At 70.8% G+C, this 25,627-nt stretch carries 25 protein-coding genes; 17 read left to right on the top strand and 8 right to left on the bottom strand.

What is annotated here, in order from left to right:
• The first annotated feature begins 62 nt into the window (after positions 1-62).
• The 5 genes from AAIB33_RS10120 (at position 63) to groL (ending at position 4,100) form a co-directional block, all read left to right on the top strand.
• Entirely contained in the window at positions 63-1,070 is a 1,008-nt protein-coding gene (locus AAIB33_RS10120; protein ID WP_345799843.1) for a DUF2332 domain-containing protein, read from the top strand.
• Positions 1,071-1,079: 9 nt separating this feature from the next.
• Positions 1,080-1,331, top strand: a complete 252-nt coding sequence (locus tag AAIB33_RS10115) for a DUF3263 domain-containing protein (RefSeq protein WP_345799842.1) — start codon at positions 1,080-1,082, stop codon at positions 1,329-1,331.
• A 35-nt stretch (positions 1,332-1,366) separates the two neighbouring features.
• Positions 1,367-1,969, top strand: coding sequence for a LytR C-terminal domain-containing protein (locus tag AAIB33_RS10110; RefSeq protein WP_345799841.1), 603 nt, complete (start codon positions 1,367-1,369; stop codon positions 1,967-1,969).
• A gap of 140 nt (positions 1,970-2,109) precedes the next feature.
• On the top strand, positions 2,110-2,313 hold the full coding sequence (locus AAIB33_RS10105; RefSeq protein ID WP_345799840.1) for a cold-shock protein: 204 nt from the start codon (positions 2,110-2,112) through the stop codon (positions 2,311-2,313).
• Positions 2,314-2,480: 167 nt separating this feature from the next.
• The gene (gene groL, locus AAIB33_RS10100; protein WP_345799839.1) at positions 2,481-4,100 is read left to right on the top strand and encodes a chaperonin GroEL; all 1,620 of its coding nucleotides are present in this window, start codon (positions 2,481-2,483) and stop codon (positions 4,098-4,100) included.
• Positions 4,101-4,264: 164 nt separating this feature from the next.
• On the opposite strand, the gene AAIB33_RS10095 is transcribed toward groL, so the two are convergent.
• The 4 genes from AAIB33_RS10095 to AAIB33_RS10080 form a co-directional block, all read right to left on the bottom strand.
• Entirely contained in the window at positions 4,265-4,552 is a 288-nt protein-coding gene (locus tag AAIB33_RS10095; protein WP_345799838.1) for a WXG100 family type VII secretion target, read from the bottom strand.
• A gap of 125 nt (positions 4,553-4,677) precedes the next feature.
• Complete coding sequence (locus AAIB33_RS10090; protein WP_345803415.1) at positions 4,678-6,336, bottom strand: ATP-binding protein; 1,659 nt, start codon at positions 6,334-6,336, stop codon at positions 4,678-4,680.
• 184 nt (positions 6,337-6,520) lie between these two features.
• Positions 6,521-7,213 carry a response regulator transcription factor gene (locus AAIB33_RS10085; RefSeq protein WP_345799837.1) on the bottom strand — a complete coding sequence of 231 codons (693 nt, stop codon included), beginning with the start codon at positions 7,211-7,213 and terminating at the stop codon, positions 6,521-6,523.
• A gap of 67 nt (positions 7,214-7,280) precedes the next feature.
• Positions 7,281-7,928, bottom strand: a complete 648-nt coding sequence (locus AAIB33_RS10080; protein WP_345799836.1) for a helix-turn-helix domain-containing protein — start codon at positions 7,926-7,928, stop codon at positions 7,281-7,283.
• A gap of 79 nt (positions 7,929-8,007) precedes the next feature.
• Here AAIB33_RS10080 and AAIB33_RS10075 point away from each other — a divergent pair, with 79 nt between their 5' ends.
• From AAIB33_RS10075 to AAIB33_RS10065, 3 genes are read left to right on the top strand one after another with little or no spacing between them, the layout of a single operon-like run.
• Entirely contained in the window at positions 8,008-9,228 is a 1,221-nt protein-coding gene (locus tag AAIB33_RS10075; RefSeq protein ID WP_345799835.1) for an FAD-dependent oxidoreductase, read from the top strand.
• A complete protein-coding gene (folP, locus tag AAIB33_RS10070; protein ID WP_345799834.1) occupies positions 9,225-10,106 on the top strand; it encodes a dihydropteroate synthase in 882 nt (293 codons plus the stop codon). Before AAIB33_RS10075 ends, folP begins: the two co-directional genes overlap by 4 nt.
• Entirely contained in the window at positions 10,103-10,810 is a 708-nt protein-coding gene (locus AAIB33_RS10065; protein WP_345799833.1) for a pyrimidine reductase family protein, read from the top strand. Before folP ends, AAIB33_RS10065 begins: the two co-directional genes overlap by 4 nt.
• Before the next feature lie 189 nt (positions 10,811-10,999).
• Here AAIB33_RS10065 and AAIB33_RS10060 read toward each other — a convergent pair whose 3' ends face one another.
• The 3 genes from AAIB33_RS10060 to AAIB33_RS10050 form a co-directional block, all read right to left on the bottom strand.
• Entirely contained in the window at positions 11,000-12,640 is a 1,641-nt protein-coding gene (locus tag AAIB33_RS10060) for a DNA repair helicase XPB (RefSeq protein WP_345799832.1), read from the bottom strand.
• Positions 12,641-12,738: 98 nt separating this feature from the next.
• Positions 12,739-14,448 carry a helicase-associated domain-containing protein gene (locus AAIB33_RS10055; protein WP_345799831.1) on the bottom strand — a complete coding sequence of 570 codons (1,710 nt, stop codon included), beginning with the start codon at positions 14,446-14,448 and terminating at the stop codon, positions 12,739-12,741.
• A 9-nt stretch (positions 14,449-14,457) separates the two neighbouring features.
• On the bottom strand, positions 14,458-14,727 hold the full coding sequence (locus AAIB33_RS10050; protein ID WP_345799830.1) for a multidrug ABC transporter ATPase: 270 nt from the start codon (positions 14,725-14,727) through the stop codon (positions 14,458-14,460).
• A 110-nt stretch (positions 14,728-14,837) separates the two neighbouring features.
• Between AAIB33_RS10050 and AAIB33_RS10045 the strand changes: the two genes are divergently transcribed.
• Both AAIB33_RS10045 and AAIB33_RS10040 read left to right on the top strand, forming a co-directional pair.
• A complete protein-coding gene (locus AAIB33_RS10045) occupies positions 14,838-15,221 on the top strand; it encodes a cold shock domain-containing protein (RefSeq protein WP_345799829.1) in 384 nt (127 codons plus the stop codon).
• Complete coding sequence (locus tag AAIB33_RS10040) at positions 15,205-16,218, top strand: DUF3027 domain-containing protein (protein WP_345799828.1); 1,014 nt, start codon at positions 15,205-15,207, stop codon at positions 16,216-16,218. Before AAIB33_RS10045 ends, AAIB33_RS10040 begins: the two co-directional genes overlap by 17 nt.
• Before the next feature lie 8 nt (positions 16,219-16,226).
• On the opposite strand, the gene AAIB33_RS10035 is transcribed toward AAIB33_RS10040, so the two are convergent.
• On the bottom strand, positions 16,227-16,901 hold the full coding sequence (locus AAIB33_RS10035; protein ID WP_345799827.1) for a TetR/AcrR family transcriptional regulator: 675 nt from the start codon (positions 16,899-16,901) through the stop codon (positions 16,227-16,229).
• Between the two features lie 126 nt (positions 16,902-17,027).
• Here AAIB33_RS10035 and AAIB33_RS10030 point away from each other — a divergent pair, with 126 nt between their 5' ends.
• From AAIB33_RS10030 to AAIB33_RS10000, 7 genes are all read left to right on the top strand, one after another.
• Positions 17,028-19,565 carry a glycoside hydrolase family 3 C-terminal domain-containing protein gene (locus AAIB33_RS10030; protein WP_345799826.1) on the top strand — a complete coding sequence of 846 codons (2,538 nt, stop codon included), beginning with the start codon at positions 17,028-17,030 and terminating at the stop codon, positions 19,563-19,565.
• A 43-nt stretch (positions 19,566-19,608) separates the two neighbouring features.
• Positions 19,609-21,276: an ABC transporter substrate-binding protein gene (locus tag AAIB33_RS10025; protein WP_345799825.1), complete on the top strand. Its 1,668-nt coding sequence runs from the start codon at positions 19,609-19,611 to the stop codon at positions 21,274-21,276.
• A gap of 112 nt (positions 21,277-21,388) precedes the next feature.
• The gene (locus tag AAIB33_RS10020; protein ID WP_345799824.1) at positions 21,389-22,513 is read left to right on the top strand and encodes an ABC transporter ATP-binding protein; all 1,125 of its coding nucleotides are present in this window, start codon (positions 21,389-21,391) and stop codon (positions 22,511-22,513) included.
• Entirely contained in the window at positions 22,510-23,487 is a 978-nt protein-coding gene (locus AAIB33_RS10015; RefSeq protein ID WP_345799823.1) for an ABC transporter permease, read from the top strand. Before AAIB33_RS10020 ends, AAIB33_RS10015 begins: the two co-directional genes overlap by 4 nt.
• A gap of 63 nt (positions 23,488-23,550) precedes the next feature.
• Positions 23,551-24,528: an ABC transporter permease gene (locus tag AAIB33_RS10010; RefSeq protein WP_345803414.1), complete on the top strand. Its 978-nt coding sequence runs from the start codon at positions 23,551-23,553 to the stop codon at positions 24,526-24,528.
• Positions 24,525-24,890: an ATP-binding cassette domain-containing protein gene (locus AAIB33_RS10005; RefSeq protein WP_345799822.1), complete on the top strand. Its 366-nt coding sequence runs from the start codon at positions 24,525-24,527 to the stop codon at positions 24,888-24,890. Before AAIB33_RS10010 ends, AAIB33_RS10005 begins: the two co-directional genes overlap by 4 nt.
• A complete protein-coding gene (locus AAIB33_RS10000; RefSeq protein ID WP_345799821.1) occupies positions 24,887-25,624 on the top strand; it encodes an ABC transporter ATP-binding protein in 738 nt (245 codons plus the stop codon). The genes AAIB33_RS10005 and AAIB33_RS10000 overlap by 4 nt, the downstream gene beginning before the upstream one ends.
• Positions 25,625-25,627 lie beyond the last annotated feature (3 nt).

The following is a 25,627-nucleotide window of genomic DNA, read 5'->3' as shown; positions in this document are numbered from 1 at the left end:
TTCAACCCGAGGTGCGCGGCGGGTGTTCCTCCTGTTGCTCACGGTCCGCCGAGAATGGAGCGGTGACGAGCGAACGGGATGCCGCGGCCGCCGAGGTGCAGGAGCGGTATGCGCGGTTCGCGCGGGACGAGGCGCCCGGACGATCGGCGCTCTACGAGAAGTGGGCGGCGGGGATCGCCCGCGATGCGGAGACGGCCGCGCTCGTGGCGCGCATTCCGGCGACGAGACGTCAGCCGCCGCTCGTCTTCGCCCTGACACGACTCCTGGGTGCGCCCCTCGCCGCGTACGAGGCGTGGGCGGCGTGGCTCGCCGGACATATCGACGACGTCGTCGCGGAGAGCGCTCGGCGCGGGCTGCAGACGAACGAGCCGCAGCGATGTGCCGCGCTGCTCCCCGCCCTCGCGACGATGGAGGGGCCGATCGCGCTGCTCGAGATCGGGGCCAGCGCCGGGCTCTGCCTCTACCCCGACCGATACTCCTATCGATTCGACGGTGACCGGGCGGTGTCCCTCGACCCCGCCGACGGACCCTCGCGCGTCGTGCTGCACTCGTCGCTGCGCGGCGCTCCGCCGCTCGGGATGCCCGACATCGTCTGGCGCGCGGGGATCGATGTCGCGCCCCTCGACCCGCGCGATGCGTCGGACCGTCGATTCCTCACGACCCTCGTCTGGCCGGGGGAGGACGGGCGCGCCGAGCGCATCGAGGCGGCCCTCGACGTCGCGGCATCCGATCCGCCCCGCATCGTCGGAGGAGATGCGAGCGAGCCCGGCGTCCTCGCTGCCCTCGCGGCCGAGGCACCGGCCGGCGCGACGCTCGTCGTCACGACGCCCGGTGTGCTGCCCCACATCCCTCGCGCGGGGCGCGAACGGCTCATCGGCATGGTGCGCGACCTCGACGCCGCGTGGATCACGATCGACCCGCCGGCACTGCATCAGGAGTGGGATCCGCCGATCGACACATCCTCGTGGGGAGGCTTCGTGCTGGCCCGGGATGCCGTTCCGCTCGCGGCGGTCGATCCGCTCGGGGCATTCGTGGAGTGGCGCGCGGGCGACGGGTCCGCTCGGGGCTAACGTGAGGCCGTGCCCCTCACCGACCGCGATCGCGCCATCCTCGAGTTCGAGGCGGAGTGGCGCCGGCACGCGGGGGCGAAGGAGGAGGCGATCCGTGCGGATCTCGGCCTCTCGCCGGCCAGGTACTACCAGCTGCTCGGCCGGCTGATCGACACCGCCGACGCCCAGCAGCACGATCCGATGCTCGTCAAGCGCCTGCGCCGGCTGCGCGACGCATCCCGTGTGGCCGAGGGCCGTCGGGCCGCCGCCGAGCCGCGCTGACCGGACGCACAGAACACGACGGGTAGCATTCACTGGTGCCGAAATCGACCTTTCCCCGGGATCGCTTCGACGAACTTCCGGCGGACAGCGGCCGTGTCGGCGCACACCGAGCCGAGAACCCGCACATGCGCGGGTGGGTGGTCTTCCTGTGGGCCGTGCTCGCCACCATCGTGCTCGTCGCCGTCGGCATCTTCGGCACGCTGATCGCCTCGGGCCGCATCGTGCTCTTCCCCACGCCCTCCCCGACGCCCACGCCGGTCGCGACGATCGCTCCGGTCGTCGACACGAGCTACGCGGTGCTGGTCCTCAACGCGACGCCCGAGGACGGCCTCGCCACCCAGACGCGCGACCAGATCATCGCGGCGGGCTGGCCGGCCGACTCCGTGACCGCCGGCGGCTCCGGTGCGACCGACTTCGCCGAGACGACCGTCTACTACGCGTTCCCCGAGGACGAGGCGGCCGCGCGCGGCCTCGCCGAGCAGGTGCTGGGCGGAGCGAAGGTCGCGCAGAGCGACGTCTACCAGCCGCAGGACGACCCCAACACGGCGGACGTCGACGAGAGCGCGAAGAAGCAGCTCGTCGTCGTGCTCGGCCTGGACCGCACCGCGAACCCGCCCAGCGCCACTCCCACTCCCTGAGAGCACGCCGCCGCCGACCCGCGTGTTTCGGCGGGGTAAACAGTTCGCGGCAGGGGTGTCAACAGTTGCCGTCTGCGCGATTCCGGCATTCCGGCGAACCATACGATGGGCCCATCTACACGGCTACAGGAGTGATTCGAATGACGCAGGGCACGGTCAAGTGGTTCAACGCCGAGAAGGGCTTCGGCTTCATCACGGTGGCGGATGGGCAGGACGTCTTCGTGCACTACTCCAACATCGACATGAGCGGGTTCCGCGTCCTCGAAGAGGGCCAGAAGGTCGAGTTCACCGTCGGCACGGGGCAGAAGGGTCCCCAGGCGGAGTCTGTGCGCATCGTCGCCTGACGACTGACTTCCCGACACCCCGGCGGCCGAGGCCCCGGGGTGTCGTCGTGTGTCGGAGGGATGCTGCGCGGCTTGCACTCCCTAGGGGCGAGTGCCAGAATGGCTTAGCACTCCGCATCTGTGAGTGCTAAGACCGAAAGCCAACGTTCCGGAGGGACGACACACACATGGCAAAGATCATCGCTTTCGACGAGGAGGCCCGCCGCGGCCTCGAGCGCGGCCTCAACACGCTGGCCGACGCCGTCAAGGTGACGCTCGGCCCCCGCGGTCGCAACGTCGTGCTCGAGAAGAAGTGGGGCGCCCCCACGATCACGAACGACGGTGTCTCGATCGCCAAGGAGATCGAGCTCGACGACCCGTACGAGAAGATCGGCGCCGAGCTGGTCAAGGAGGTCGCCAAGAAGACCGACGACGTCGCCGGCGACGGCACGACGACGGCCACCGTCCTCGCCCAGGCACTCGTCCGCGAGGGCCTGCGCAACGTCGCGGCCGGCGCTGACCCGATCTCGCTCAAGAAGGGCATCGAGAAGGCCGTCAAGGCCGTCACCGACGAGCTGCTCGCCTCGGCCAAGGAGGTCGAGTCGAAGGAGCAGATCGCCGCCACGGCGTCGATCTCGGCTGCCGACACCACGATCGGCGACCTGATCGCCGAGGCCATCGACAAGGTGGGCAAGGAAGGCGTCGTCACCGTCGAGGAGTCGCAGACGTTCGGCACCGAGCTCGAGCTCACCGAGGGCATGCGCTTCGACAAGGGCTTCATCAATCCCTACTTCGTCACCGACCCCGAGCGCCAGGAGGCGGTCTTCGAAGACCCCTACATCCTGATCGCCAACCAGAAGATCTCGAACATCAAGGACCTTCTGCCCGTCGTCGACAAGGTGATCCAGGACGGCAAGGAGCTCGTCATCATCGCCGAGGACGTCGAGGGCGAGGCGCTCGCGACTCTCGTGCTCAACAAGATCCGCGGCATCTTCAAGTCGGCCGCCGTCAAGGCCCCCGGCTTCGGCGACCGCCGCAAGGCGCAGCTGCAGGACATCGCGATCCTCACGGGTGGCCAGGTCATCACCGAGGAGGTCGGTCTCAAGCTCGAGAACGCCACCCTCGACCTGCTCGGCCGCGCGCGCAAGGTCATCATCACCAAGGACGAGACGACCATCGTCGAGGGTGCCGGTGACGCTGCGCAGATCGAGGGTCGCGTGACCCAGATCCGCCGCGAGATCGAGAACACCGACAGCGACTACGACCGCGAGAAGCTCCAGGAGCGCCTTGCCAAGCTCGCCGGCGGCGTCGCCGTCATCAAGGCGGGCGCGGCCACCGAGGTCGAGCTCAAGGAGCGCAAGCACCGCATCGAGGACGCCGTCCGCAACGCGAAGGCGGCCGTCGAGGAGGGCATCGTCCCCGGTGGTGGCGTCGCGCTCATCCAGGCCGGCAAGGTCGCGTTCGAGAACCTCGAGCTCTCGGGCGACGAGGCGACCGGTGCGAACATCGTGCGCGTCGCGATCGAGGCTCCGCTCAAGCAGATCGCCCTCAACGCGGGCCTCGAGCCCGGTGTCGTCGCCAACAAGGTCGCCGACCTTCCCGTCGGCCACGGCCTCAACGCCGCGACCGGCGAGTACGGCGACCTGTTCCAGCAGGGCATCATCGACCCCGCCAAGGTGACCCGCTCGGCGCTGCAGAACGCCGCGTCGATCGCCGGCCTCTTCCTCACGACCGAGGCCGTCGTCGCCGACAAGCCTGAGAAGGTTGCGGCTCCGGCCGGCGACCCGACGGGTGGCATGGACTTCTGAGTCCCGCCCAGCGATAGCTGAACCGCAAGAAGGCCCCCTCCCTCGGGAGGGGGCCTTCTTCGTCTGTGCGGGGCGTCTCGCCTCGGTCGCTGCGCGTCGTCGCTCAACGACCGGAGCCTTCAGACCCGGTCGTGGAGCGAGGGGCGCGAGACCGAACGCGCCGCTCAGCGGAACAGCGCCATCGACGCCTGCTCGGCGTCGGCGTACTGGCGGGCCGCGACGCCGAGCGCGGAGTTGATGCCCGCGAGGGCGTCCTCCACCTGACGCTGAGTCGCCCGCCACTGGTCGACGACGCCCTGGAAGGCGACGGCGGCACCGCCCGACCAGGTGGACTGCAGGTGCGTCAGCTGCGCGAGCATCGACTGCGTCTCGCCCTGGATGCGGTCGATCGTCGCGCGGACAGAACCGGTCGCGGCGAAGACGGCGTCGCTGTCGACGGAGAAGGCGGCCATGGGGAACTCCTCTGGGTTGGGGGTGTCGTGCCGATCACGCTACGGGCGGCGGGTGCGGCATCCCGTGTCGTCAGGCGCAGCTGTGGGCGACCCGGCTTCGGAGAAGAGCTGGGGAGGAGAGGGCGTCAGCGCTCGTCGCGGGGGCGCTGGATCGGCTGCGTCAGGATGTCGATCTGATCGCCGCGCTCGCGCACGAGAGGCAGCGCGACGTGGAACGTCGCGCCTCCGCCCGGCGTGTCGAGCACCTCGACCGTGCCGTGCAGCGCCTCGACGATCGAGGCGACGATCGACAGACCGAGGCCCGTGCCCCCGGTCTCGCGGGCGCGCGACGTGTCGGCGCGCCAGAAGCGCTGGAAGATCTTGTCCTTGATCTGGTCGGGCACGCCCTCGCCGTGGTCGACCACCTCGATCCAGCCCATGCCGGCCGCGGCATCCACTCCGATGTGCAGCTCGATGGGGGAGTCCTCCGCCGTGAATCGGCGGGCGTTGCCCAGCAGGTTCGCGACGACCTGGCGGATGCGGTTCTCATCGCCGAGGACGATGGGAGGTGTCGCGGAGGCGGCGTCGGCCTCTCCGAGGTCGACGGGCGCGACGGGCGGCGCCTCGCCGACGCCGGACGCCTGGGTCGCGGGGACCGGCCGCGGCCGGCGGCGCAGCAGCGAAAGGGTCGAGGCGCCCGCGCGGGCGATCGCGGGCCGGGTGCTCGTGCCGCGGCGACCCTTCGGTGCGCTCGCCTCCGGCGGCTCGTTGGTCGGCTCGGACTCCTCGTCGGGGACGGCCTCTTCCGGGGGCGGGAGGACCGTCGTGTCGACCACGGTGACGGGACGGAGAGGGGATGCCGCGCGCACGTCCATCGCGGCATCGCGTGCGACGGGGCGGAGGTCGACCGGGCCGATGATGACGTCGCGCCGCTCGTCGAGGCGCGCGAGCGCGAGGAGGTCCTCCACGAGGAGGCCCATGCGCTTCGCCTCGCTCTCGATGCGGTCCATCGCCTGCGCGACATCGTCGTCGCCCTCGATCGCACCCATCCGGTAGAGCTCGGCGTAGCCGCGGACGGTGACGAGCGGAGTGCGCAGCTCGTGGCTCGCGTCGCCGATGAACCGGCGCATCTGCCGGACCGTCGAGTCGCGCTGTGAGATCGCGGCATCCACTCTGTCGAGCATCGCGTTGATGGCGATCTTGAGTCGCCCGACCTCGGTCGTGGTCGGCTCGATGTCGGTCATGCGCAGACTGAAGTCGCCGGCGGCGATCGTCATGGCGGTCGACTCGACCTGTCCGAGGCTGCGGAACGTGAGCGTCACGAGCCAGCGCGTCAGGAGGGCGCCGGCGACGATCGTGATGAGGGCGAGCACGCCGTAGATGCCGAGGTAGGTCGTGACGACGCGGTTGATCGGCGCGAGCGGCATCGCCACCATCTGCGGATAGAGCTCCGCCGAGCCGACCGGCTGGTAGATGTCCGTGCTGGCGTGGAAGACCCAGTTGCCGTCGACGCTCAGCAGCTCCGTGGGCGCGAGGCCGCGCTCCTGCGTGTGCTGCAGCGTGAGGGTCGGGGGGAACTGCGGCCGGGGTGCGTCGTCGTCGCCGCCCGCCGTGATCTGCATGGAGCCGTCCGGCCCGTAGATCGCGACGAAGTAGTCCGTCGCGGCATCCGGTTTCGCCGTGAACGTGGCCTGGCCGTTCTCGACAGTCGTGTCGATGAGGCTGTTGACCGCGACGTCGGTCGACGTCAGCTGCGCGAGCTGATCGTTGAGATTGATGATGAGGGCGTTGCGCAGGAACGCCATCGTGCCGATGCCGGCGGCGGCGAGGCCCACGACGAGCAGCGCGACGGTGACACCCGTCACCTTCGCGCGCAGGCTGATGCCGCGCCACCACGTGGTGACCGCATCGGACTTCGTCGCCAGGGCGACCGCCTCCCTTCGTCGCCTCCCGACGGCCGCGGGGCGGCCGACTCGCGCTGTCCGCCGGTCAGGCGGTCTTGCCGGCCTTCAGCATGTAGCCGAAGCCGCGCTTGGTCTGGATGAGCGGCTCGGTCGAGTGCGGGTCGATCTTGCGGCGGAGGTAGGAGATGTAGCTCTCCACGATGCCCGCGTCGCCGTTGAAGTCGTACTCCCAGACGTGATCGAGGATCTGCGCCTTGGACAGGACGCGGTTGGGGTTGAGCATGAGGTAGCGCAGCAGCTTGAACTCGGTGGGGCTGAGGTCGATCGAGGCCTCTCCCACGACGACGTCGTGCGTGTCCTGATCCATCGTCAGCTCGCCGGCGCGGATGACCGACTCCTCGTCGGCCTGCATCGTCCGGCGCAGGATCGCCTGGATGCGCGCCACGATCTCGTCGAGCGAGAAGGGCTTCGTGACGTAGTCGTCGCCGCCCGCGTTGAGACCGGTGATCTTGTCCTCGGTCTCGTCCTTCGCCGTGAGGAAGAGGATGGGCGCCGTGTATCCCGCGCCGCGGAGGCGCTTGGTCACGCTGAAGCCGTTCATGTCGGGGAGCATGACGTCGAGGATGATCAGGTCGGGCTCCTCCTCGAGCACGGCCGAGATCGTCTGGGCGCCGTTGGAGACGGCCCTCACCTGATACCCGGCGAATCGGAGGCTCGTGATGAGCAGGTCGCGGATGTTCGGCTCGTCGTCGACGACCAGGATGCGGGGTGCGGTCATGCCCTCATTATGTCGAGGGAATACACGCCGCCGCTGGATATCTGCCGCAGTTGCGACAAGTGAGGCGTCACGAGGCGACGCGCACCCGCACGCAGCAGTGTCCGTCGCGCGGCTGGAGGACGGCGTCGCGGGGATCGCCGGCGCCCTCCGCGAGCCCCCGCACGAATGCGACGTTCGCGGGGCAGACGAGGTCGGTGTGCGCCGTCGCTAGTGCATGGAACGGGCAGTTCAGCAGCAAGATGCCGCCCGCGCCGTCGTCGGACGGCTCGAAGCCGCACCGCACGAGCGCCTCGTCGAGTCCGTCGGACTGGGCCCCGATGCCGGTGCCCGCCTCTGCAGCCACGCTGACGAGCGCCTCCCGGACAGGCACCGCGTCGATCTCGGCCCGCTCGATCGCCGAGGCGAGCAGCGAGCCCGCGAGCTCGTAATGCCGTTCGGGGACGCTTCCGACGACGTCGGTCGACACGGCGGCGTAGAGCTTGGACGGCCGGCCCGCGCCGGGACCCGTCCGGCCCGAGAGGCGCCGATAGGACACCGCGAGGAGGCCGGCGTCGGCGAGGCGATCGAGATGGAATGCGGCGGTGCTGCGCGGGATGCCGAGGGCCTCCGCCGCTTCGTCGCGACCGACGGGCCGCTCCCGTGCGAGCCGGTACAGCCGTCGACGCACCGGATCGCTCAGCGCGGCGACCTCGTCGAGACGATTGGCGGCGATCATGGCCCCACCCTACCGCTCTAAAAGCGGTAATGGTTGACAAAAGAAAAGGACGGATCTAGCCTGCGGACGAGGAGGAGTCATGGCGCACTACGTGATCGTCGGCGGCGGCCTCGCCGCCGGCACAGCGGTCGAGAAGCTCCGCGACGAGGGCTTCGACGGCGACCTCACGGTCGTCGCGGCGGAGCAGCATCCCCCCTATCAGCGGCCGCCTCTGTCGAAGGGCTTTCTCGCGGGGGAGGAGGGACGGGATGCCGTCATCCTCCACGATGCCGCGTGGTACGAGGAGAAGGGGGTGGGGCTGCGCACGGGAGTGACCGCGACCTCCCTAGAGCCGGCGGGGCAGAGCCTCGCGCTCGACGACGGCTCGACCCTCACCTACGACGCGCTGCTCCTCGCGACGGGCTCGTCGCCGCGACGGCTTCCGCTCGACGGCGCCGACCTGGAGGGTGTGCGCACCCTCCGCACCCTCGACGACTCCGATGCGCTCGCCGCCGAGCTGCGCGGCGGCGGCCGCCGGCTCGTGCTCATCGGCTCGGGCTGGATCGGCATGGAGGTCGCCGCGACCGCCAAGACCCTCGGCAACGAGGTGACGGTGCTCGAGCGCGGCCGCGTGCCGCTCGAGGCGGCCCTGGGCGAGGACATGGGCGCCGTGTTCCGCGACCTGCACCTCGAGAAGGGAGTCGACCTGCGCGCGTCGGTGCAGGTCGAGCGCATCGCGGGGGCGGGGCGCGTGAGCGGGGTCTTCGTCGACGGCGAGGAGATCCCCGCCGACCTCGTCGTCATCGGGGTCGGGGCCGTGCCCAACGTCTCGCTCGCGGAGCGAGCCGGCATCGACGTCGACAACGGCATCGTCGTCGACGAAAGGCTCCGCACCGACGCGTCGAACATCTTCGCGGCGGGCGACGTCGCCAACGCCTACCATCCGGTGATCCAACGGCACCTGCGCAGCGAGCACTGGGACAACGCCCTCAAGGCGGGCGAGGTCGCGGCGCGGTCGATGCTCGGGATGCCGGCATCCCATGACTCGATCCCGTACTTCTACACCGATCAGTTCGATCTCGGCATGGAGCTTTCGGGCTACCCGCCGCTCATGAAGGACGCGCGGGTCGTGACGCGGGGCGACGTCGCGACGCGCGAGTTCATCGCGTTCTGGCACGACGGCACGCGTATCGTCGGTGCGATGAACGTCAATGTGTGGGACGTCCAGGAGCAGCTGCAGCGCCTGATCCGCGACGCGGCGCCGGTCACGGCCGACGCGCTCCGCGACGGGTCGATCGCGCTCAACGAGCTCGCCCCGTGATCGCGCATCCCGTCCGCTGCCTCGGCGGGCGGTCGATCGACTTCTCCCGCCGCATCGCCGTCATGGCGATCGTCAACCGCACGCCCGACTCGTTCTACGACCGCGGTGCGACCTACGCCCTCGACGCCGCGATCGAGAAGGGGAGGGATGCCGCGGCCGCCGGCGCCGAGATCGTCGACGTGGGAGGCGTGCCGTTCGCACCCGGACCCGCGCTGCCGATCGCCGACGAGATCGAGCGCGTCGTGCCCGTCGTCGCGGCGCTCGCGCCGATCGTCGCCGTGAGCGTCGACACCTTCCATCCCGAGGTCGCACGGGCCGCGATCGATGCCGGTGCGAGCATCGTCAACGACACGACCGGCCTCCGCGATCCGTGCATGGCCGACGTCGTCGCCGACAGCGACGCCACGATCGTCATCGCGCACAGCCTCGCCGCGCCGCGGACGCAGCATCCCCTCCCGCGGTATGACGATGTCGTGCGCGACGTGGCCGACTTCCTGCGCGAACGCCGCGACCTCGCGCTGTGCCGGGGCGTGCCGCCCGAGCGGATCGTGCTCGACCCCGGACACGACCTCAACAAGAACACGCGGCACTCGCTCGAGCTGACGCGGCGGTTCGGCGAGCTCGCGGAGCTCGGCGACGTGCTGCTCGTCGCGCTGTCGAACAAGGACTTCATCGGCGAGGCGCTCGACCGCCAGCGCGGCGAGCGGCTATCCGGCTCGCTCGCGGCGGCCGTCTGGTGCGCGACGCACGGCGCGCGCATCGTCCGCGCGCACAACGTGCCCGAGACGGTCGACGCGATGCGCATGGTCGAGGCGATCCGCGGATGGCGCGAGCCCGCCTACGAGCTGCACAACACCCGGCCGGAGGGCAATTCGTGAACCCGACCCGTGAGCAGCTCTTCGAGGCGTATGCGCTTCCCGACCGCGCCGCGACGCGGGTGCGGATGAACTTCGTCGAGAGCGCCGACGGCGCCGTGACGCTCGGCGGGGAGAGCGGCCGGCTCGGCGGGGAGACGGACCGCCGGATCATGCAGGTGCTGCGGACGCTGAGCGACGTCGTCGTGGTAGGTGCGGGGACCGTGCGGGTCGAGGGCTACGGGAGCATCGAGGTCTCGGAGGAGGATGCCGCGTGGCGGCGCGAGCACGGACTCGCCGAGCAGCCCCGGCTCGCCGTCGTGTCCGCCGACCTCGGCCTGGAGCCGGGCGATGCCGTCTTCGCCGAGCCGTCGCGACGGCCGATCGTCGTGACGCACGCGGGAGCGCCGGCTGACCGGCGCGACGCGCTCGCACGAGTGGCGGACGTCGTCGTGTGCGGCGACTCGTCGGTGGACCTGCCCGAGATGCTCTCGGACCTCTCCCGACGCGGCCTGACCCAGGTGCTGTGCGAGGGCGGCCCGCACCTGTTCGGCGCGCTGCTCGACGCCCGGCTCGTCGACGAGGTCTGCGTCACGATCGCTCCGCGCTTCGTCGGCGGAGAGGCCGGCCGGATCGTCGCGGGCGCGTCTGAGTCGGATCGCCGGTTCGCGCTGGCGGGGGTGCTGACCGACGACGACGGCTTCGTCTTTCTCCGCTACGTCGGCTGAGGGGGTCGGGTGCGAGGCCGCGGCTCGCGAACGCTGCAGTTTCCTGCGAGCGCTGCGTCGTGCGACGGCCGCGCTCGCAGGAAACTGCCGCGCTCGGCCGCTCGGGCCGCGACCTGGGCGGCGACCAGGAGTCGTCGCCTCCGGGTCGGGCCGCGGCCTGGTCGGCGTCGAGGCCGCGTCGCCTCGTGATCAGGCGGCGACCTGGTCGGCGTCGAGGATCGTGTACGCGTAGCCCTGCTCTGCGAGGAAGCGCTGGCGGTTCTGCGCGAAGTCCTGGTCGACGGTGTCGCGGGCGATGAGGGTGTAGAAGCTCGCGGTGTTGCCGGACTGCTTGGGGCGCAGGAGCCGTCCGAGGCGCTGGGCCTCCTCCTGACGCGAGCCGAACGATCCCGACACCTGGATGGCGACGGATGCCTCGGGCAGGTCGATCGAGAAGTTCGCGACCTTCGACACGACGAGCACGTCGATCGATCCCTCGCGGAAGGCCTGGTACAGCTCCTCGCGCTCGTCGACGGGCGTCGCTCCGGTGATCTTCGGGGCGCCGAGCGCTTCGGAGAGCACGTCGATCTGGTCGAGGTACTGGCCGATCACGAGGATGCGCTCACCGGCGTGCCGCTCCACGAGGTCGCGGACGACGCCGATCTTCGCGGGCGCCGTCGCGGCGAGGCGGTAGCGCTCCTCGTCGGCGGCTGCCGCATACTCGAGCCGGTCGCCCGCGGGCAGGTCGACGCGCACCTCGTAGCAGGCGGCGGGGGAGATGAAGCCCTGGGCCTCGATCTCCTTCCACGGCGCGTCGAACCGCTTGGGTCCGATGAGGCTGAACACGTCGCCCTCGCGACCGTCCTCGCGCACGAGGGTCGCGGTGAGGCCGAGACGCCGGCGCGCCTGCAGGTCGGCGGTGAGCTTGAAGACGGGCGCGGGGAGGAGGTGCACCTCGTCGTAGACGATGAGGCCCCAGTCGAGCGCGTCGAGGAGCGCGAGGTGCGCATACTGTCCGCCGCGCTTGGCCGTGAGGATCTGGTAGGTCGCGATCGTGACGGGCTTGATCTCCTTGACCTGGCCCGAGTACTCGCCGATCTCCTCCGGCGTGAGCGACGTGCGCTTGAGCAGCTCGTCGCGCCACTGCCGGGCGCTGACGGTGTTGGTCACGAGGATGAGCGTTGTCGTCTTGGTGTCGGCCATCGCCGCGGCTCCGACGAGCGTCTTGCCCGCGCCGCACGGGAGCACGACGACGCCCGAGCCGCCGTCGGTGAACTTGTCGACGGCGAGGCGCTGATAGGGGCGCAGGTTCCAGCCGTCTTCGGCGAGGTCGATGGGATGCGGCGTGCCCGGCGTGTAGCCGGCGCGGTCCTCCGCGGGCCAGCCGATCTTGAGCAGCTCCTGCTTGATGTGGCCGCGTGCCCACGCGTCGACGAGGAAGGAGTCGGCGGACGGACGGCCGATGAGGAGGGGCGAGATGCGCTTGTTCTTCGAGACCTCGGCCAGCACCGCGGCATCCGTCGACCGCAGGATGAGGGCACCCTCGTCGTCGCGCTCGATGACGAGGCGTCCGTAGCGGCCGACGGTCTCGCGGATGTCGATCGACACCGACGGCGGCACGGGGAAGCGCGACCAGCGGTCGAGCGTGCCGAGCATGTCCTCGGCGTCGTGGCCCGCCGCGCGGGCGTTCCAGAGCCCGAGCCGCGTGACGCGGTAGGTGTGGATGTGCTCGGGGGCCCGCTCCAGCTCCGCGAAGATCGCGAGCTCGTGGCGCGCGGTCTCGGCATCGGGATGGGCGACCTCGAGCAGCACGGTGCGATCGCTCTGCACGATGAGGGGGCCGTCAGCCATAACGTTCGATTCTACCGGCGGATCCCGGGCCGGGCTCGCCGCGGGCCGCCCCCGCACCGGCGGAGGCTCAGCGTGGATGGTGGGGCGGGGGAGCGCGGTCAGACGGGCCGGACCGAGACGATGCTCGAGACCGGGAGCGTGCGCTCGATGTCGGCGCCGCGATCGCGTCCGCGCAGGCGGCCGCCGCCGAGGCCCGTCGCCTCGAGGGTGAAGGAGCGCTCGGAGCCGTCGGGCAGGCGCACTGCGACGGCGATGACCGATCGGGCACGTACGGCCTGCTCGAGCTCGCGGCCGAGCCACGCGGCATCCGAATCCGTCTCGTGGCTCTCGCGCAGGCGCGCGAGCAGCGTCGCATACGACCGCTCGCCCTGCTCGCCGTTCGACGCGCTGCGCGGGCGCCGTCGCACGACGGGTTCGAGTGCTCCGTCGGCGTCGACCGCGACGACCGGATACCGCGCGTCGGCGAGCGACCAGTAGACGACGTCGCGTCCGACCCGCGTGAGCAGCACGCCTCCATCGGGCACGAGCCCGAGCGGGCGCAGCGCCTGGTCGACGGCGATCGCGTCGAGCACGCCCGGCGCGGGACTCGAGACCGCGGTGTTCAGACCCGAGACCCCGACCCGCACGAGCCCGTGCCGCGACGCGGTCGTCGCGACGAGGTACTCCAGCGGCTGCGGGATGCCGGTGAGCGAGAGCCGCGCGAGGAAGTCGCGGATCGACTCCGCCGTCTCGCCCTCGTTCATTCCGGCGACGATCGATTCGGCCGTGAAGCGATACGTGGATGCCTGCGCTCGCGACTCGCGCACCGCGATGCCGCGCAGCCGCAGGTCGAGCGCCGGCGCGAGAGGGCCGGGGGCGATGGCCGTGAGGTCGGCCTGAAGGTAGATGCGGTCGATCTCGGCGGGGAGGAGGGCCGCGAGGGATGCCGCATCCGCCGTCGCACCGGAGCGCAGCGTGCGCGCCCACTCGGGCTCGTCGCCCTCGGGCGTGACGAGCCCCCAACGCAGCGCGATGCGCGCGAGCTGCTCGGCGGTCGAGGGCCAATCCGGGTCGAGGGGGTGGATGCCGCTCCAGGCAGCGGGCGGCAGGTACCCGCCCGCGGGCGTCCGGAGCCCCGGGGGCAGGCTCGAGCGGAAGCCGTCCGCGACGGCGGCCCACCGCTGCGCCGTCGACGACTCGAGCCAGCGCTCGGCATCCTCGCTCACGATCCACTCGCGGTCGACGGCGTCGAGCAGGTGCGCCGCGTCCGCGACGCGCACGAGGTCGTCGAGCTCTTCGGGCGACTCGACGGCGCCGGCATCCGTCAGCCTTCGACGATCGACGGCGCTCACCGCGCCCGTCCCCGTGCGGGCGAGCGGCGTGTGCTCGGTGGCGACGAGCAGGTCGGCGAGGGCGCCGGTCGCCTCGAACGCGCGCTCGGCGGCGGCCGCCGAGGCGGCGTCTCCCGAGGGCGGCGGCTCGGCGACGGCATCCGTCGGGGCGAAGGCCTCGGGCCGTGCGTTCGAGGTCACGGCGACGCGCTCGGCAACCGCTGCATACGGGGCGCCGTCGGCGTCGACGAGGGCGGCGGCCTGCAGCAGGTCGCGCTCCGCGCCGGCGTCGCCGGAAGCGAGGGCGACGAGGGCGGGCCGGGGGAGCGAGACGAGCGCGCGATCGATGGATGCCGCGTCCAGCAGCGCCGCGGCGGCATCGAAGAAGTCGTGCCACGGCGCGGAGGCCGAGACGGCGCGGCGCGCGAACGTGTCGGCCAGCGCCGCGTCCTCGCGGGAAGCCAGCCACGTCGCGAGCGAGCGCTCGTCGGTGGTCATCGGGGCTGCCTACGCCCCCTTGTTGGCCCGCGAGCGTCGCACGAAGCTCATGATGAGGAGCACGACGATCATGACGAACGCGATCGGCAGGGCGATGAGCGGCAGGACGACGACGAGCGGCCAGATGCCGGCGGCGAAGTTCGTCACCCCGAGCGGCCGCGCGAGGATGACCGCGAAGAAGCACACGATCGAGAGGATCGTGAGTCCGAGCGCCATGTAGGCGAGGATGCGGTCGATGCGGCGAACAGGGAGTTCGGGGCCGCTGCTGCGCGTGCTCATCCGCCCCAGCCTACCCCGGCGGCGGTGGTGCCGTAGGCTTGAGGGAGGGCCTTCCGGTCCTGTTTCATCGTGCCCGCCGAGCGCGGGCTTTTCCATAGCGAGGTCTTCCCATGCCCACCGGCAAGGTCAGGTTCTACGACGAGGAGAAGGGGTTCGGCTTCATCGCGAGCGATGACGGCCAGGACGTCTTCCTGCACGCCACTGCCCTTCCCGCCGGCACTCCGGCGCCCAAGGCGGGAGCCCGCCTCGAGTTCGGCATCGCCGACGGCAAGCGCGGTCCGCAGGCGCTCTCGGTGCGCGTGCTCGAGGCTCCCGTGAGCCTCGCCAAGCGCGCCCGCAAGCCCGCCGACGACATGGCGATCATCGTCGAAGACCTCGTGAAGCTCCTCGACGGCATCGGCGGCGACCTGCGCCGCGGACGCTACCCCAGCGGCTCGCACGCCAAGAAGGTCGCCGCTGTGCTCCGCAAGGTCGCGGATGAGCTCGACGCCTGATCCGGCCGACGAGACGGCCGTCGACACGACGCCCGTCGAGGGCGCCGAGGAGACACCGGGTGAAGCGGCCGATGGCGAACCGCCCGTCGACGTCGTCGTGATCGAGGACGTCGTGGTCGAGGTCGTGGACGCTGAGACCGGCGAGGTCGAGGCCGTCGTCGAGGAGATCCTCGTCGAGGAGGTCGCCGTCGAGGCCGTCGCCGAGGAGATCGTCGTCGACGAGCGGCTTTTCCAGGCGCACGACCTCGCGCTCGCGGCGCTGCGCGAGATCACGCCCGAGGCGACGATCGGCGAGCCTGCCGGCTACCGCGTGGAGGCGGGCGGCGTCGTGTCGCTGCTCTTCGAGAACCGCATGCCGGGATACCCCGGATGGTTCTGGACGGTCACCCTCGCGAGCGTCGGCGACGCCGAGCCCACCGTGCTCGAGGTCGAGCTGCTCCCCGGCGAGACGGCGCTCCTCGCGCCCGACTGGGTGCCCTGGGCCGTCCGGCTCGCCGAGTACCAGGCCGCGCAGGCGGCGCTCGCCGAGGCGGGAGCCGCCGACGACGGCGAGTCCGACGACGAGCTGTCCGACGATGAGGACGCCGACGAGCTCGACGACGTCGAGGACCTGGATGCCGCCGACTTCGACGACGACGGCTCCCGCATCCTGCACGCGGGTGACGTCGACGGGGTCGACATCGACGAGTTCGCGGATGCCGCCGACCTGCCCGCCGCCGAGACGTTCGACGACGAGGACGAGTTCGACGAGTCCGATGACGACGACGAGTCCGACGACGACGAGTCCGACGACGACGAGTCCGACGACGATGAGTCCGACGACGATGACTCCGATGAGGACGACGAAGACGAGTCCGATGGAGACGACGGCTTCGACGACGATCAGGACGACGACTCCGACGAGGACGACTCCGACTTCGACGACGACGAGGACGACGACGAGGCGGACGACGACTCCGACTTCGAGGACGACGACCCCGACGACGACCGGGCCTGAGCCGCGGTTCAGTCCTTCGGCCGCGGGAACGGCGGCGCGGGGTTCTTCGTGCTCAGGCGGTCGACGAGTTCGTCGAGCACCTTCTCGACGATGCGGGGCATGTCTACGGCGTCGGGGTCGAGCAGCCACTGCACCTGCAGGCCGTCCATCAGCGCGATGATGGCCGTGGCGTCATCGCGGACTTCGGGATCTGCGGCATCCCGTCCCGTGACCTCCGCGAGAACCCCCGCGATCTTGTCGCGGAGACCCGTGAACCGGTTGCGGAAGTAGTCCTGCGCGGGATGCCCCGCCGTCACCGACTCCGCCGCGAGCACCGCGTACGTCTGCACCACGCCGGGTCGGTCGGTGTTCTCCGTCACCGTGTCGAGCATGTGTCCGAGGAAGGCGGGGCCCTCGGTCTGCGCGCGGCCGGGAATGCCGGCCGCTTCCTCGCCGTCGCGGTACTGCAGCATCGCGACGAGCAGGCCCTCCTTGCTGCCGAAGTGGTGCAGCACGCCCGCGTGCGTCATGCCGGCCTGCTCGGCCACCTCGACGAGTGCGCCCTTGTTGTAGCCGCGCTGTCCGAAGACGCTCATGGCCGCGCGAAGCACCGCTTCGCGTCGTTCGAGGGTGCGCGCCTGCGGCTTCGGAGTGCGCACGACGCCGCCCTCGGGGGGAGCGGGCGTGCTCGTGTCGGACGTCATCCGGGGTCTCCTCGCGCCGTTATGCGTTCGTTACACAAGTAACTTACTGACTTGTAAGTAAGTATGCAACGATGGCTCGTGCACCTCGGGGATGAGGTGTGTGAATGGAGTATAGGCGTGCCGAAGATGGCCACCCCGACCGCAGCGGACACCCGCACGGAAGCAGCGGAGCAGATCCAGACAGCCCTCGACGAGCTCACTCTCGTGGAGAAGGTGCGGCTGCTCACGGGCGCGTCGACCTGGAGCCTGCACGCCATCGACCGCATCGGCCTGACCCCGGTCACCCTCTCCGACGGGCCCATCGGCGTCCGCGGGGTCTCCGACGACGAGCGCCCCTCGGTGCAGCTGCCCGCCCCGTCCGCGACCGCGGCCACGTGGGACGTCGACCTGCTCGCGCGCCTCGGGCGTCTCATCGCGGGGGAGGCGCGGCGCAAGGGCGTCGACGTCGTCCTCGCACCCGTCGTGAACCTGCAGCGCACTCCGGCCGGAGGCCGGCACTTCGAGTGCCTCGCGGAGGATCCGCACCTCACGGCCGAGCTCGCGGCATCCTTCGTCTCCGCTCTGCAGGATGCGGGCGTCGCAGCGTCGGTGAAGCACTTCGTCGGCAACGAGCAGGAGACCGAGCGCACCACCTACGTCTCCCGCATCGACGAGCGCACACTGCGCGAGGTGTACTTCGCGCCCTTCGAGGCGATTGTCGAGGCGGGCGCGTGGTCGGTCATGGCCGCGTACAACGGCGTCGCGCTGGACGGGGTCGAGTCGACCGCGACAGCGCACGGCCCGCTCCTGAACGGCGTCCTCAAGGACGAGTGGGGCTTCGACGGCGTGGTGGTGAGCGACTGGCTCGCGACGAAGGACACCGTCGCGTCCGCCGACGGCGGCCTGGACCTCGTCATGCCGGGGCCGGGCGGACCGTGGGATGCCGCACTCGTCGCGGCCGTCGAGCGCGGCGACGTCGACGAGTCGGTCATCGACGACAAGGTCGCCCGCATCCTGCGGCTCGCGCACCGCGTCGGAGCCTTCGCGTCGGAGCCGGTCGAGGTCGCGACGCCTGAGCCGGACGAACCCGGGGTGCGCGACCTCGTGCGCGAGGCGACCGCCCGCTCGATCGTCGTGCTCGCGAACGACGGACTCCTGCCGCTCGACCCTCGCGCCGTCCCGCGCGTGGCCCTCGTCGGCGCCAACGCCGTCGAGCCCTTCGTCCAGGGCGGTGGCAGTGCGTTCGTGCGTCCGCCGCACGTCGTCTCACCGCTCGAGGGTCTCAGCCGCGTCCTTCCGGGGGCCGAGATCGCGCTCGTCCGCGGCGGCGTGACCGAACGCCGCGCGCCCGTCCTCCCCGCAGTCCTCGTCACGACTCCGCGCGGAGCCCGCGGCATCCTCGCCGAATTCCTCGACGTCGACGGCAACGTGCGCGAGGAGCGCGTCATCCTGGATCCGGGCGAGGTGTGGTTTCCGATCGAGGATGCCGCGGTCGCTGCCGTCCGCTTCACGGCCGATGTCGCCCTCCACGGCGATGGCACGCACGTGGTCGAGGTCGGCCCCGTCGGGGCGCACGAGCTGCGGATCGACGGCGAGGTCGTCTCGCGCTCGACGCACGTGGTCGGCTCCGAGGTCGTCCTCGACTCGTCGTACTCAGACCCTGCGACGACCGAGACGCCCGTCGCGGTGATCGGCGAGGGGAGCGTCCGCGTCACCCTCGACGCACAGGTGGTCGACGCCGACGCGTTCGGCCGCTTCGTCCGCGTGCACCTGCGCTACCGCGCGCCCGGGGCCTCGGTCGACGACGAGCTCGTCGAGGCGGAGGATGCCGCGCGCGCCGCCGACGTCGCGATCGTCGTCGTCGGCACCAACCCCGAGACCGAGTCCGAGGGATGGGACCGCCCGAGCCTCGCCCTTCCCGGCCGGCAGGACGAGCTCGTGCGCCGCGTCGTCGCCGCCAACCCGCGCACCGTCGTCGTGGTCAACGCCGGAGCGCCCGTCATCCTCCCGTGGCTCGACGAGGTCCCGGCCGCGCTGTGGTGGTGGCTTCCCGGCCAGGAGGCGGGCGACGCGCTCGCCGACGCGCTCGTGGGCGCGATCGAGCCGTCGGGCCGGCTGCCGTGGACGCTTCCCGCGGCGGAGGCCGATGTCCCCGTGCCGAACGGCCTCCCGCGAGACGGGTACGTCGACTACGCGGAGGGCCTCGATGTCGGCCACCGCGGCTGGGACCGGCTCGACCGAACCCCCGCCCGCGAGTTCGGGTTCGGTCTGGGGTACGCGCAGTGGCGCTACGACCGGCTCGAGCTCGAGGCCGGGCGCACGCGCCCGGCCGGCACGCCGGCGGACTCCGGAGAAGGCACGGGCACCTGGAACGAAGCCGACGAGGCGATCGCCCGCGTGACCCTCACCAACACGAGCGATCGCACCGGCCGCGAGGTGGTGCAGATCTACCTGTCCGCCGACGGCAGCGATCCGCTCCGGCCCCTTCGCTGGCTCGCAGGCTTCGCCGTCGTCGACGTCGCGGCCGGGTCGACGGCCACCGTCGAGATCCCGCTCCGGCGCCGCCGATTCGAGGTCTGGTCGACCGACACGTCGTCGTGGACCCTGCCCGCGGGCCCGTACGTCGTGCACGCCGGCCGGTCGAGCCGCGACCTGCCGCTCGCGGCGACCCACATCATCCACTGACTCATTCCCACCCCCTCACCCAGAGAATGCAAGGAGGCAACTCATGAAGTTCCGTCGGATCGCCCCGCTCGTCGCGGGGGCCGCCGTGGCGGCGCTGCTGGTCAGCGGCTGCGCGGCAGGCGGCGGTACCAGTGCAACGGGCGGCGACGGCGCCGTCCTCACGGTCGGCATGCCCAACGGCACGCAGACCGACAACCAGTCGCCGTTCGCCACGGGCTCCTCGGCCCTGTCGCTCGGCTACGCGTTCGTCATCTACGAGCCGCTCATGATGGTCAACAAGGCCAAGCCGTCGGATGCTCCCGAGCCGTGGCTCGCCGAGAGCGTGACGTGGAACGACGACTACACGCAGGCCGTCATCACGCCGCGGTCGGGTGTGAAGTGGTCGGACGGGAAGGACTTCACCGCCGACGACATCGCGTTCTCGATCCAGCTCCGCAAGGACAACGAGGCGATCAACACCGCCGCGCTGCCCTACGGCGACATCACGAGCGACGGCTCGACCGTCACGGTGTCCTTCACAGAGCCGCAGTTCGTCAACCAGGCGAAGCTGTACGACCTGCTGATCGTGCCCGAGCACATCTGGAAGGACGTCAAGGACCCGGCGACCGACCCGAACAAGAAGCCCGTCGGCACCGGTCCGTACACGTTCAAGTCGTGGACCCCGCAGGCGGCGACGGTCGTCGCCAACCCGGACTACTGGGGCGGCAAGCCCGCGGTGCCCGAGATCCGCTACTCGTCGTACAACGACAACAACGCCCTGACCACCGCCCTCACGACGGGCGAGGCGCAGTGGGGCTGGACGTTCATCGCCGACTACGAGAACGTCTACATCGCGAAAGATCCCGAGCACTACCACCAGTTCGCGGCGGCGGGCCTCGGCATCGACGCGCTGTTCCTCAACAACGAGACGAAGCCGTTCAACGACAAGGCGTTCCGCCAGGCGCTCAACATGGTGCTCGACCGGCAGCAGCTCGTCGACGTCGCGACGTCCGGCGTCAACCCGGCCCTCACCAACGTCACGGGTCTCCCGCTTCCGGCGGGCGAGGCCTACCTCTCCGCCGACTACCAGGGCGACGACTACACGGTCGACGTCGCGGGAGCCAAGAAGCTCCTCACCGACGCCGGCTACACGTACGACGGTGACAAGCTCGTCGACCCCGACGGCACGCCGGTCACCTTCACGCTGACGAACCCCGCCGGCTGGAACGACTACCTCACCGCGCTCGACATCATCAAGACGGCCGCCGCCACCATCGGTGCGACCGCCGAGGTGCAGCCCGCGAACGCCGACGGCTGGTTCGCCGACATCATCCCTCCGGGTGACTTCCAGGCGTCGCTGCACTGGACCGACGGCGGATCGACCCCGTACGACATGTACTCGGGCATCTTCAACGGCGCGTACTACCAGCCCCTCGGCGAGGCCGCGAACTGGAACTTCGGCCGCTTCAAGAACGACGAGGCGACCGCTGCGTTCCAGACCTACGCCTCGACGTCCGACGACGCCGCGCGCACGGAGGCGATGGACACGATCCAGCGCATCTTCGTCGACGAGGTGCCGGCACTCGCGATCTGGTCGCGTCCGTCGACGGCGCAGTACTCGACGAAGAACTACACAGGGTTCCCCTCCGAGGACGACCCCTACAACTCGGCTCAGCCCACCGGACAGCAGGCCGCCGAGATCGTCATGAAGCTCAAGCCGACGGGCGACTGACGACCCCCGAGGTGCGCGGCGACTCCTCCCGTCGCCGCGCACCTCACATTCTGTCCCCAGCTGTCCGGCGGCCCCCCGCGCCGCGTGATGGAATCGACCCTTGGTGAATGCGATGACGCAGACTGACCCCCACGCCGACTCTCCCCCCGGAGCCGCCGCGCCCGCCGTCCCCGTCCTTCAGGCGATCGACCTCACGAAGCACTTCACGGCGCGGGGCGCCGGCCGCGGCAAGGTCGTGCACGCCGTCGACGGCGTGACGATCGAGCTGCACCGCGGCCGCGTGCTCGCCCTCGTCGGCGAGTCGGGGTCCGGCAAGTCCACGATCGCCCGGCTCCTCGCCCAGCTCATGCCGGTCACGGGCGGACGCATCCTGCTCGACGGAAGGGATGCCACGGCCAAGGGCCGTCGAGCCTTCCGGCGCTACGTGCATCGCGTGCAGATGATCTTCCAGGACCCGTTCGGGTCGCTGAACCCCGTGCACACCGTGCGGTACGTGCTGGGGCGCAGCATCCGGCTCCACAACGGACATCTGCGCGGCGCCGCGCTCGACGAGGCGCTCCACGACCTCCTCCGCCGCGTGCAGCTGACGCCGCCCGAGCGGTACATCGACTCGTACCCGCACGAGCTGTCCGGCGGCCAGCGCCAGCGCGTCGCGATCGCCCGCGCGCTCGCCGCCGACCCCGACGTCCTTCTCGCCGATGAGCCGATCTCGATGCTCGACGTGTCGATCAGGCTCGGCATCCTGAATCTCCTCCGCGACCTGCGCGACCGACTGAACATCGGCATCCTGTACATCACGCACGACATCGCCTCGGCTCGCTACTTCGCCGACCGCACGAGCGTCATGTACGCGGGGCGCATCGTGGAGTCCGGCGACTCGGAGTCGGTGACGCAGGACCCGAAGCACCCGTACACGCAGCTGCTCATCGCCTCGGCGCCCGATCCGGACGACCTCGAGGCGCGGGCGCACGGTGCGCGCGGCGAGGCCCCGAGCCTCGTAAACCCGCCCTCGGGATGCCGCTTCCACCCGCGCTGCCCGTTCGCGACGGAGCTCTGCAAGGCCCAGTCGCCGCCGCTCCTCCCCGTCGGCGAGGGCCGCGAGGCCGCGTGCTGGGGCTACTCCGACCGGCCCGACCGGCCCGCCGTGACGAGCGTCCTCGAGCAGTACGGCGAGCGCCCCAGCGACGCGGTGCTCATCGCGGAGTCGTCGGATGCCTCGACGGAGGTGGCCTCGTGAGGTTCGTGCTGCGCCGCGGCGTCTTCTACCTGATCACCGCGTGGGCCGCGATCACGATCAACTTCATCATCCCGCGCCTCATGCCCGGCGACCCCGTCAAGGCGATCATGGCGCAGATGCAGGGGCGCATTCCGGCCGAGGCCGAGCAGTCGCTGCGGGTGCTCCTGGGCCTCGACGAGCACCTCAGCATCTGGGACCAGTACGTCATCTATTGGAAGCTCCTCTTCCAGGGCAACCTCGGCGTCTCCTTCAAGTTCCTGACGCCCGTCGCCGACATCGTCGCCCAGACGCTGCCGTGGACGATCGGACTCGTCGGCATCGCGACATTCATCGCCTTCGTCGTCGGCACGCTCGTCGGTGTCGGCATCGGCTGGCGCCGCGGCACGTGGGCCGACTCGCTCGTGCCGATCACGACCTTCTTCTCGTCGGTGCCCTACTTCTGGCTCGCGCTCATCGCGATCTGGGTGTTCTCCGTCACGCTCGGATGGTTCCCGTCGAACGGCTCGTACGACCGGTCGCTCGTGCCGAGCTTCAGCTGGGAGTTCATCTCGTCGGTCATCTGGTACGGCTTCCTCCCGGCGATGACGATCATCGTGGCGTCGATCGCCGGCTGGATCCTCGGAATGCGCAACATGATGGTGACCGTCTCGTCCGACGACTACGTGACCGTCGCGCACGCGAAGGGCCTCTCGGGGCGGGCCGTCATGTTCGGCTACGCGGCGCGCAACGCGATCCTGCCGCAGATCTCGAGCTTCGCCCTCTCGCTCGGCTTCATCGTCGGCGGCACGCTCATCATGGAGATGGTCTTCTCCTACCAGGGCATCGGCTACACGCTCTATCAGGCCGTCAACACGCACGACTACCCGCTCATGCAGGGCTGCTTCCTCGTCATCACGCTCGCCGTGCTGCTCGCGAACCTGCTCGCCGACGTCGTGTACGTGTTCCTCGATCCCCGCACCCGACAGGAGGGCTGACCCATGCCGATGGTGGACTGGACCCTCGACGACACCGTCGCCGAGCCCCTCCAGGTGGAGGAGATGGATGCTGCGCCCGGCCGCGCGCGCAAGCGCAAGCGCTTCCTCTTCCTGCGCAACGGCAAGGCCATCACGGGCCTCGTGATCCTCGGCTTCTTCGTCCTGCTGGCGATCATCGGTCCGTGGATCGCGCCGTACGACCCGAGCGCCTCGAGCGCCGACCTGCTCCAGCCGCCGTCCTGGGACCACTGGCTCGGCACCGACCACCTGGGTCGCGACATCCTGTCCCAGATCATCGTCGGCACGCGCAACGTGCTCGTCGTGAGCTTCGTGGCGGCCTTCGCCGCGACGTTCATCGGTGCCGTCGTCGGCATCACGGCCGGCTATCTCGGCGGGGCGGGCGATGAGACGCTGTCGGCGCTGTCGAACGTCTTCCTCGTCATCCCGCAGCTGCCACTCATCATCATCGTGGCGGGGCAGCTGCCGACGACGGGCGGCCTCATCGTCGCCCTCGTCATCGGCGTGACCGGGTGGGCGTGGGGTGCGCGCGTGCTGCGCGCGCAGACCCTCTCGCTGCGACGGCGCGACTTCGTCGAGGCCGCACGGGCGAGCGGCGAGCGCACGTGGCGGCTCGTGTTCGTCGAGATCCTGCCGAACCTCACGGCGATCCTCGCCGCGGGCTTCATCGGCACCGTGACCTTCGCCGTGCTGTCGCTCATCACCCTGTCGTTCATCGGCATCCTGCCTGTGAGCGAGTGGAACTGGGGCACGATCCTCTTCTGGGCGCAGAACAACCTCGCGCTGCAGCGCGGCGCCTGGTGGTGGTTCGTCCCCGCCGGCCTGTGCATCGCGCTGCTCGGCATGGCTCTCACGTTCATCAACTTCGGCATCGACGAGTTCGTCAATCCGCGGCTGCGCTCCTCGGGTGCCAACGCGAAGGCGCTGAAGCGGCGCGGCATCCGTCCCCGCGTCGGCTTCACGCCCGTCGTGCGGGAAGTGCCCGTCAAGAAGGCCCCGACCCCGAAGGAGGATGCCTCGTGACCGGCACCGCGACCCGTTCGTCCCTCATCGCTTCCCGGGGCGCCGGGCGCGAGCCGATCCTCGAGATTCAGGACCTCTCGGTCTCGTACGGCTTCGACGACGACCCGACGCACGTCCTGCGCGGCGTCGATCTCACGCTGCACCGCGGCGAAGTGCTCGGGCTGGCGGGGGAGTCGGGGTGCGGCAAGTCGACGCTCGCCTACGCCGCCACCCGCCTGCTCGCGCCCCCCGGACTCATCACGGGCGGAAGCGTCTGGTTCACCGACCGCGACGGGTCGCGACGCGACATCCTCGCACTCGACGATCGGGCCTGCGCGAGACGCGCTGGGAGGACGTCGCGATCGTCTTCCAGGGCGCGATGAACTCGCTCAACCCCGTCGCGCGCGTCGGCAAGCAGATCGTCGACGGCATCCTCGCGCATCGGCCCGAATGGTCGGCCGCGCGGGCGCAGGAGCGCGCGGCCGAGATGTTCGAGCTCGTCGGCATCTCGCCCGACCGCATGAAGTCGTACCCGCATCAGCTCTCAGGCGGCATGCGCCAGCGCGTCATGATCGCCATGGCGCTCGCGCTCGATCCGCAGGTGCTCATCATGGATGAGCCGACGACGGCCCTCGACGTCGTCATGCAGCGGCAGATCGTCGAGCAGATCGCCGACCTCCGCGAACGGCTCGGCTTCTCGGTCATCTTCATCACGCACGACGTGTCGCTGCTCATCGAGATCGCCGACCGCATCGCGATCATGTACGCGGGCGAGATCGTGGAGGATGCCGCGGCGCACGACGTGTACCGGCAGCCGAGGCATCCCTATTCCGACGCGCTGCTGCACTCGTTCCCGCCGCTCCGCGGGACTCGGCGCGAGCTCTCCGGAATCCCCGGCTCGCCGCCCGACCTCTCCCGCCTGCCGCGCGGGTGCCCGTTCGCCGCGCGCTGCGCGTTCGCATGGGATGCCTGCCGCGCGGTCACGCCCGAGCTGACGGTTCCTCGTGTCGAGGGCGACGACCGCGCCCGCTCGGTGCGCTGCCTGCGCCACGACCCCGCGCGCGTCCGCGCCGCCGGCTTCGAGCCCCTGCCCGTCCCCCCGGAGCTCGCGCGTTAGCCC

The organism is Microbacterium sp. AZCO (genome assembly GCF_039614715.1).
Lineage (GTDB): Bacteria > Actinomycetota > Actinomycetes > Actinomycetales > Microbacteriaceae > Microbacterium.
The sequence above is the reverse complement of the archived record's forward strand: the minus strand, read 5'-3'. Positions and strand labels throughout refer to the sequence as shown.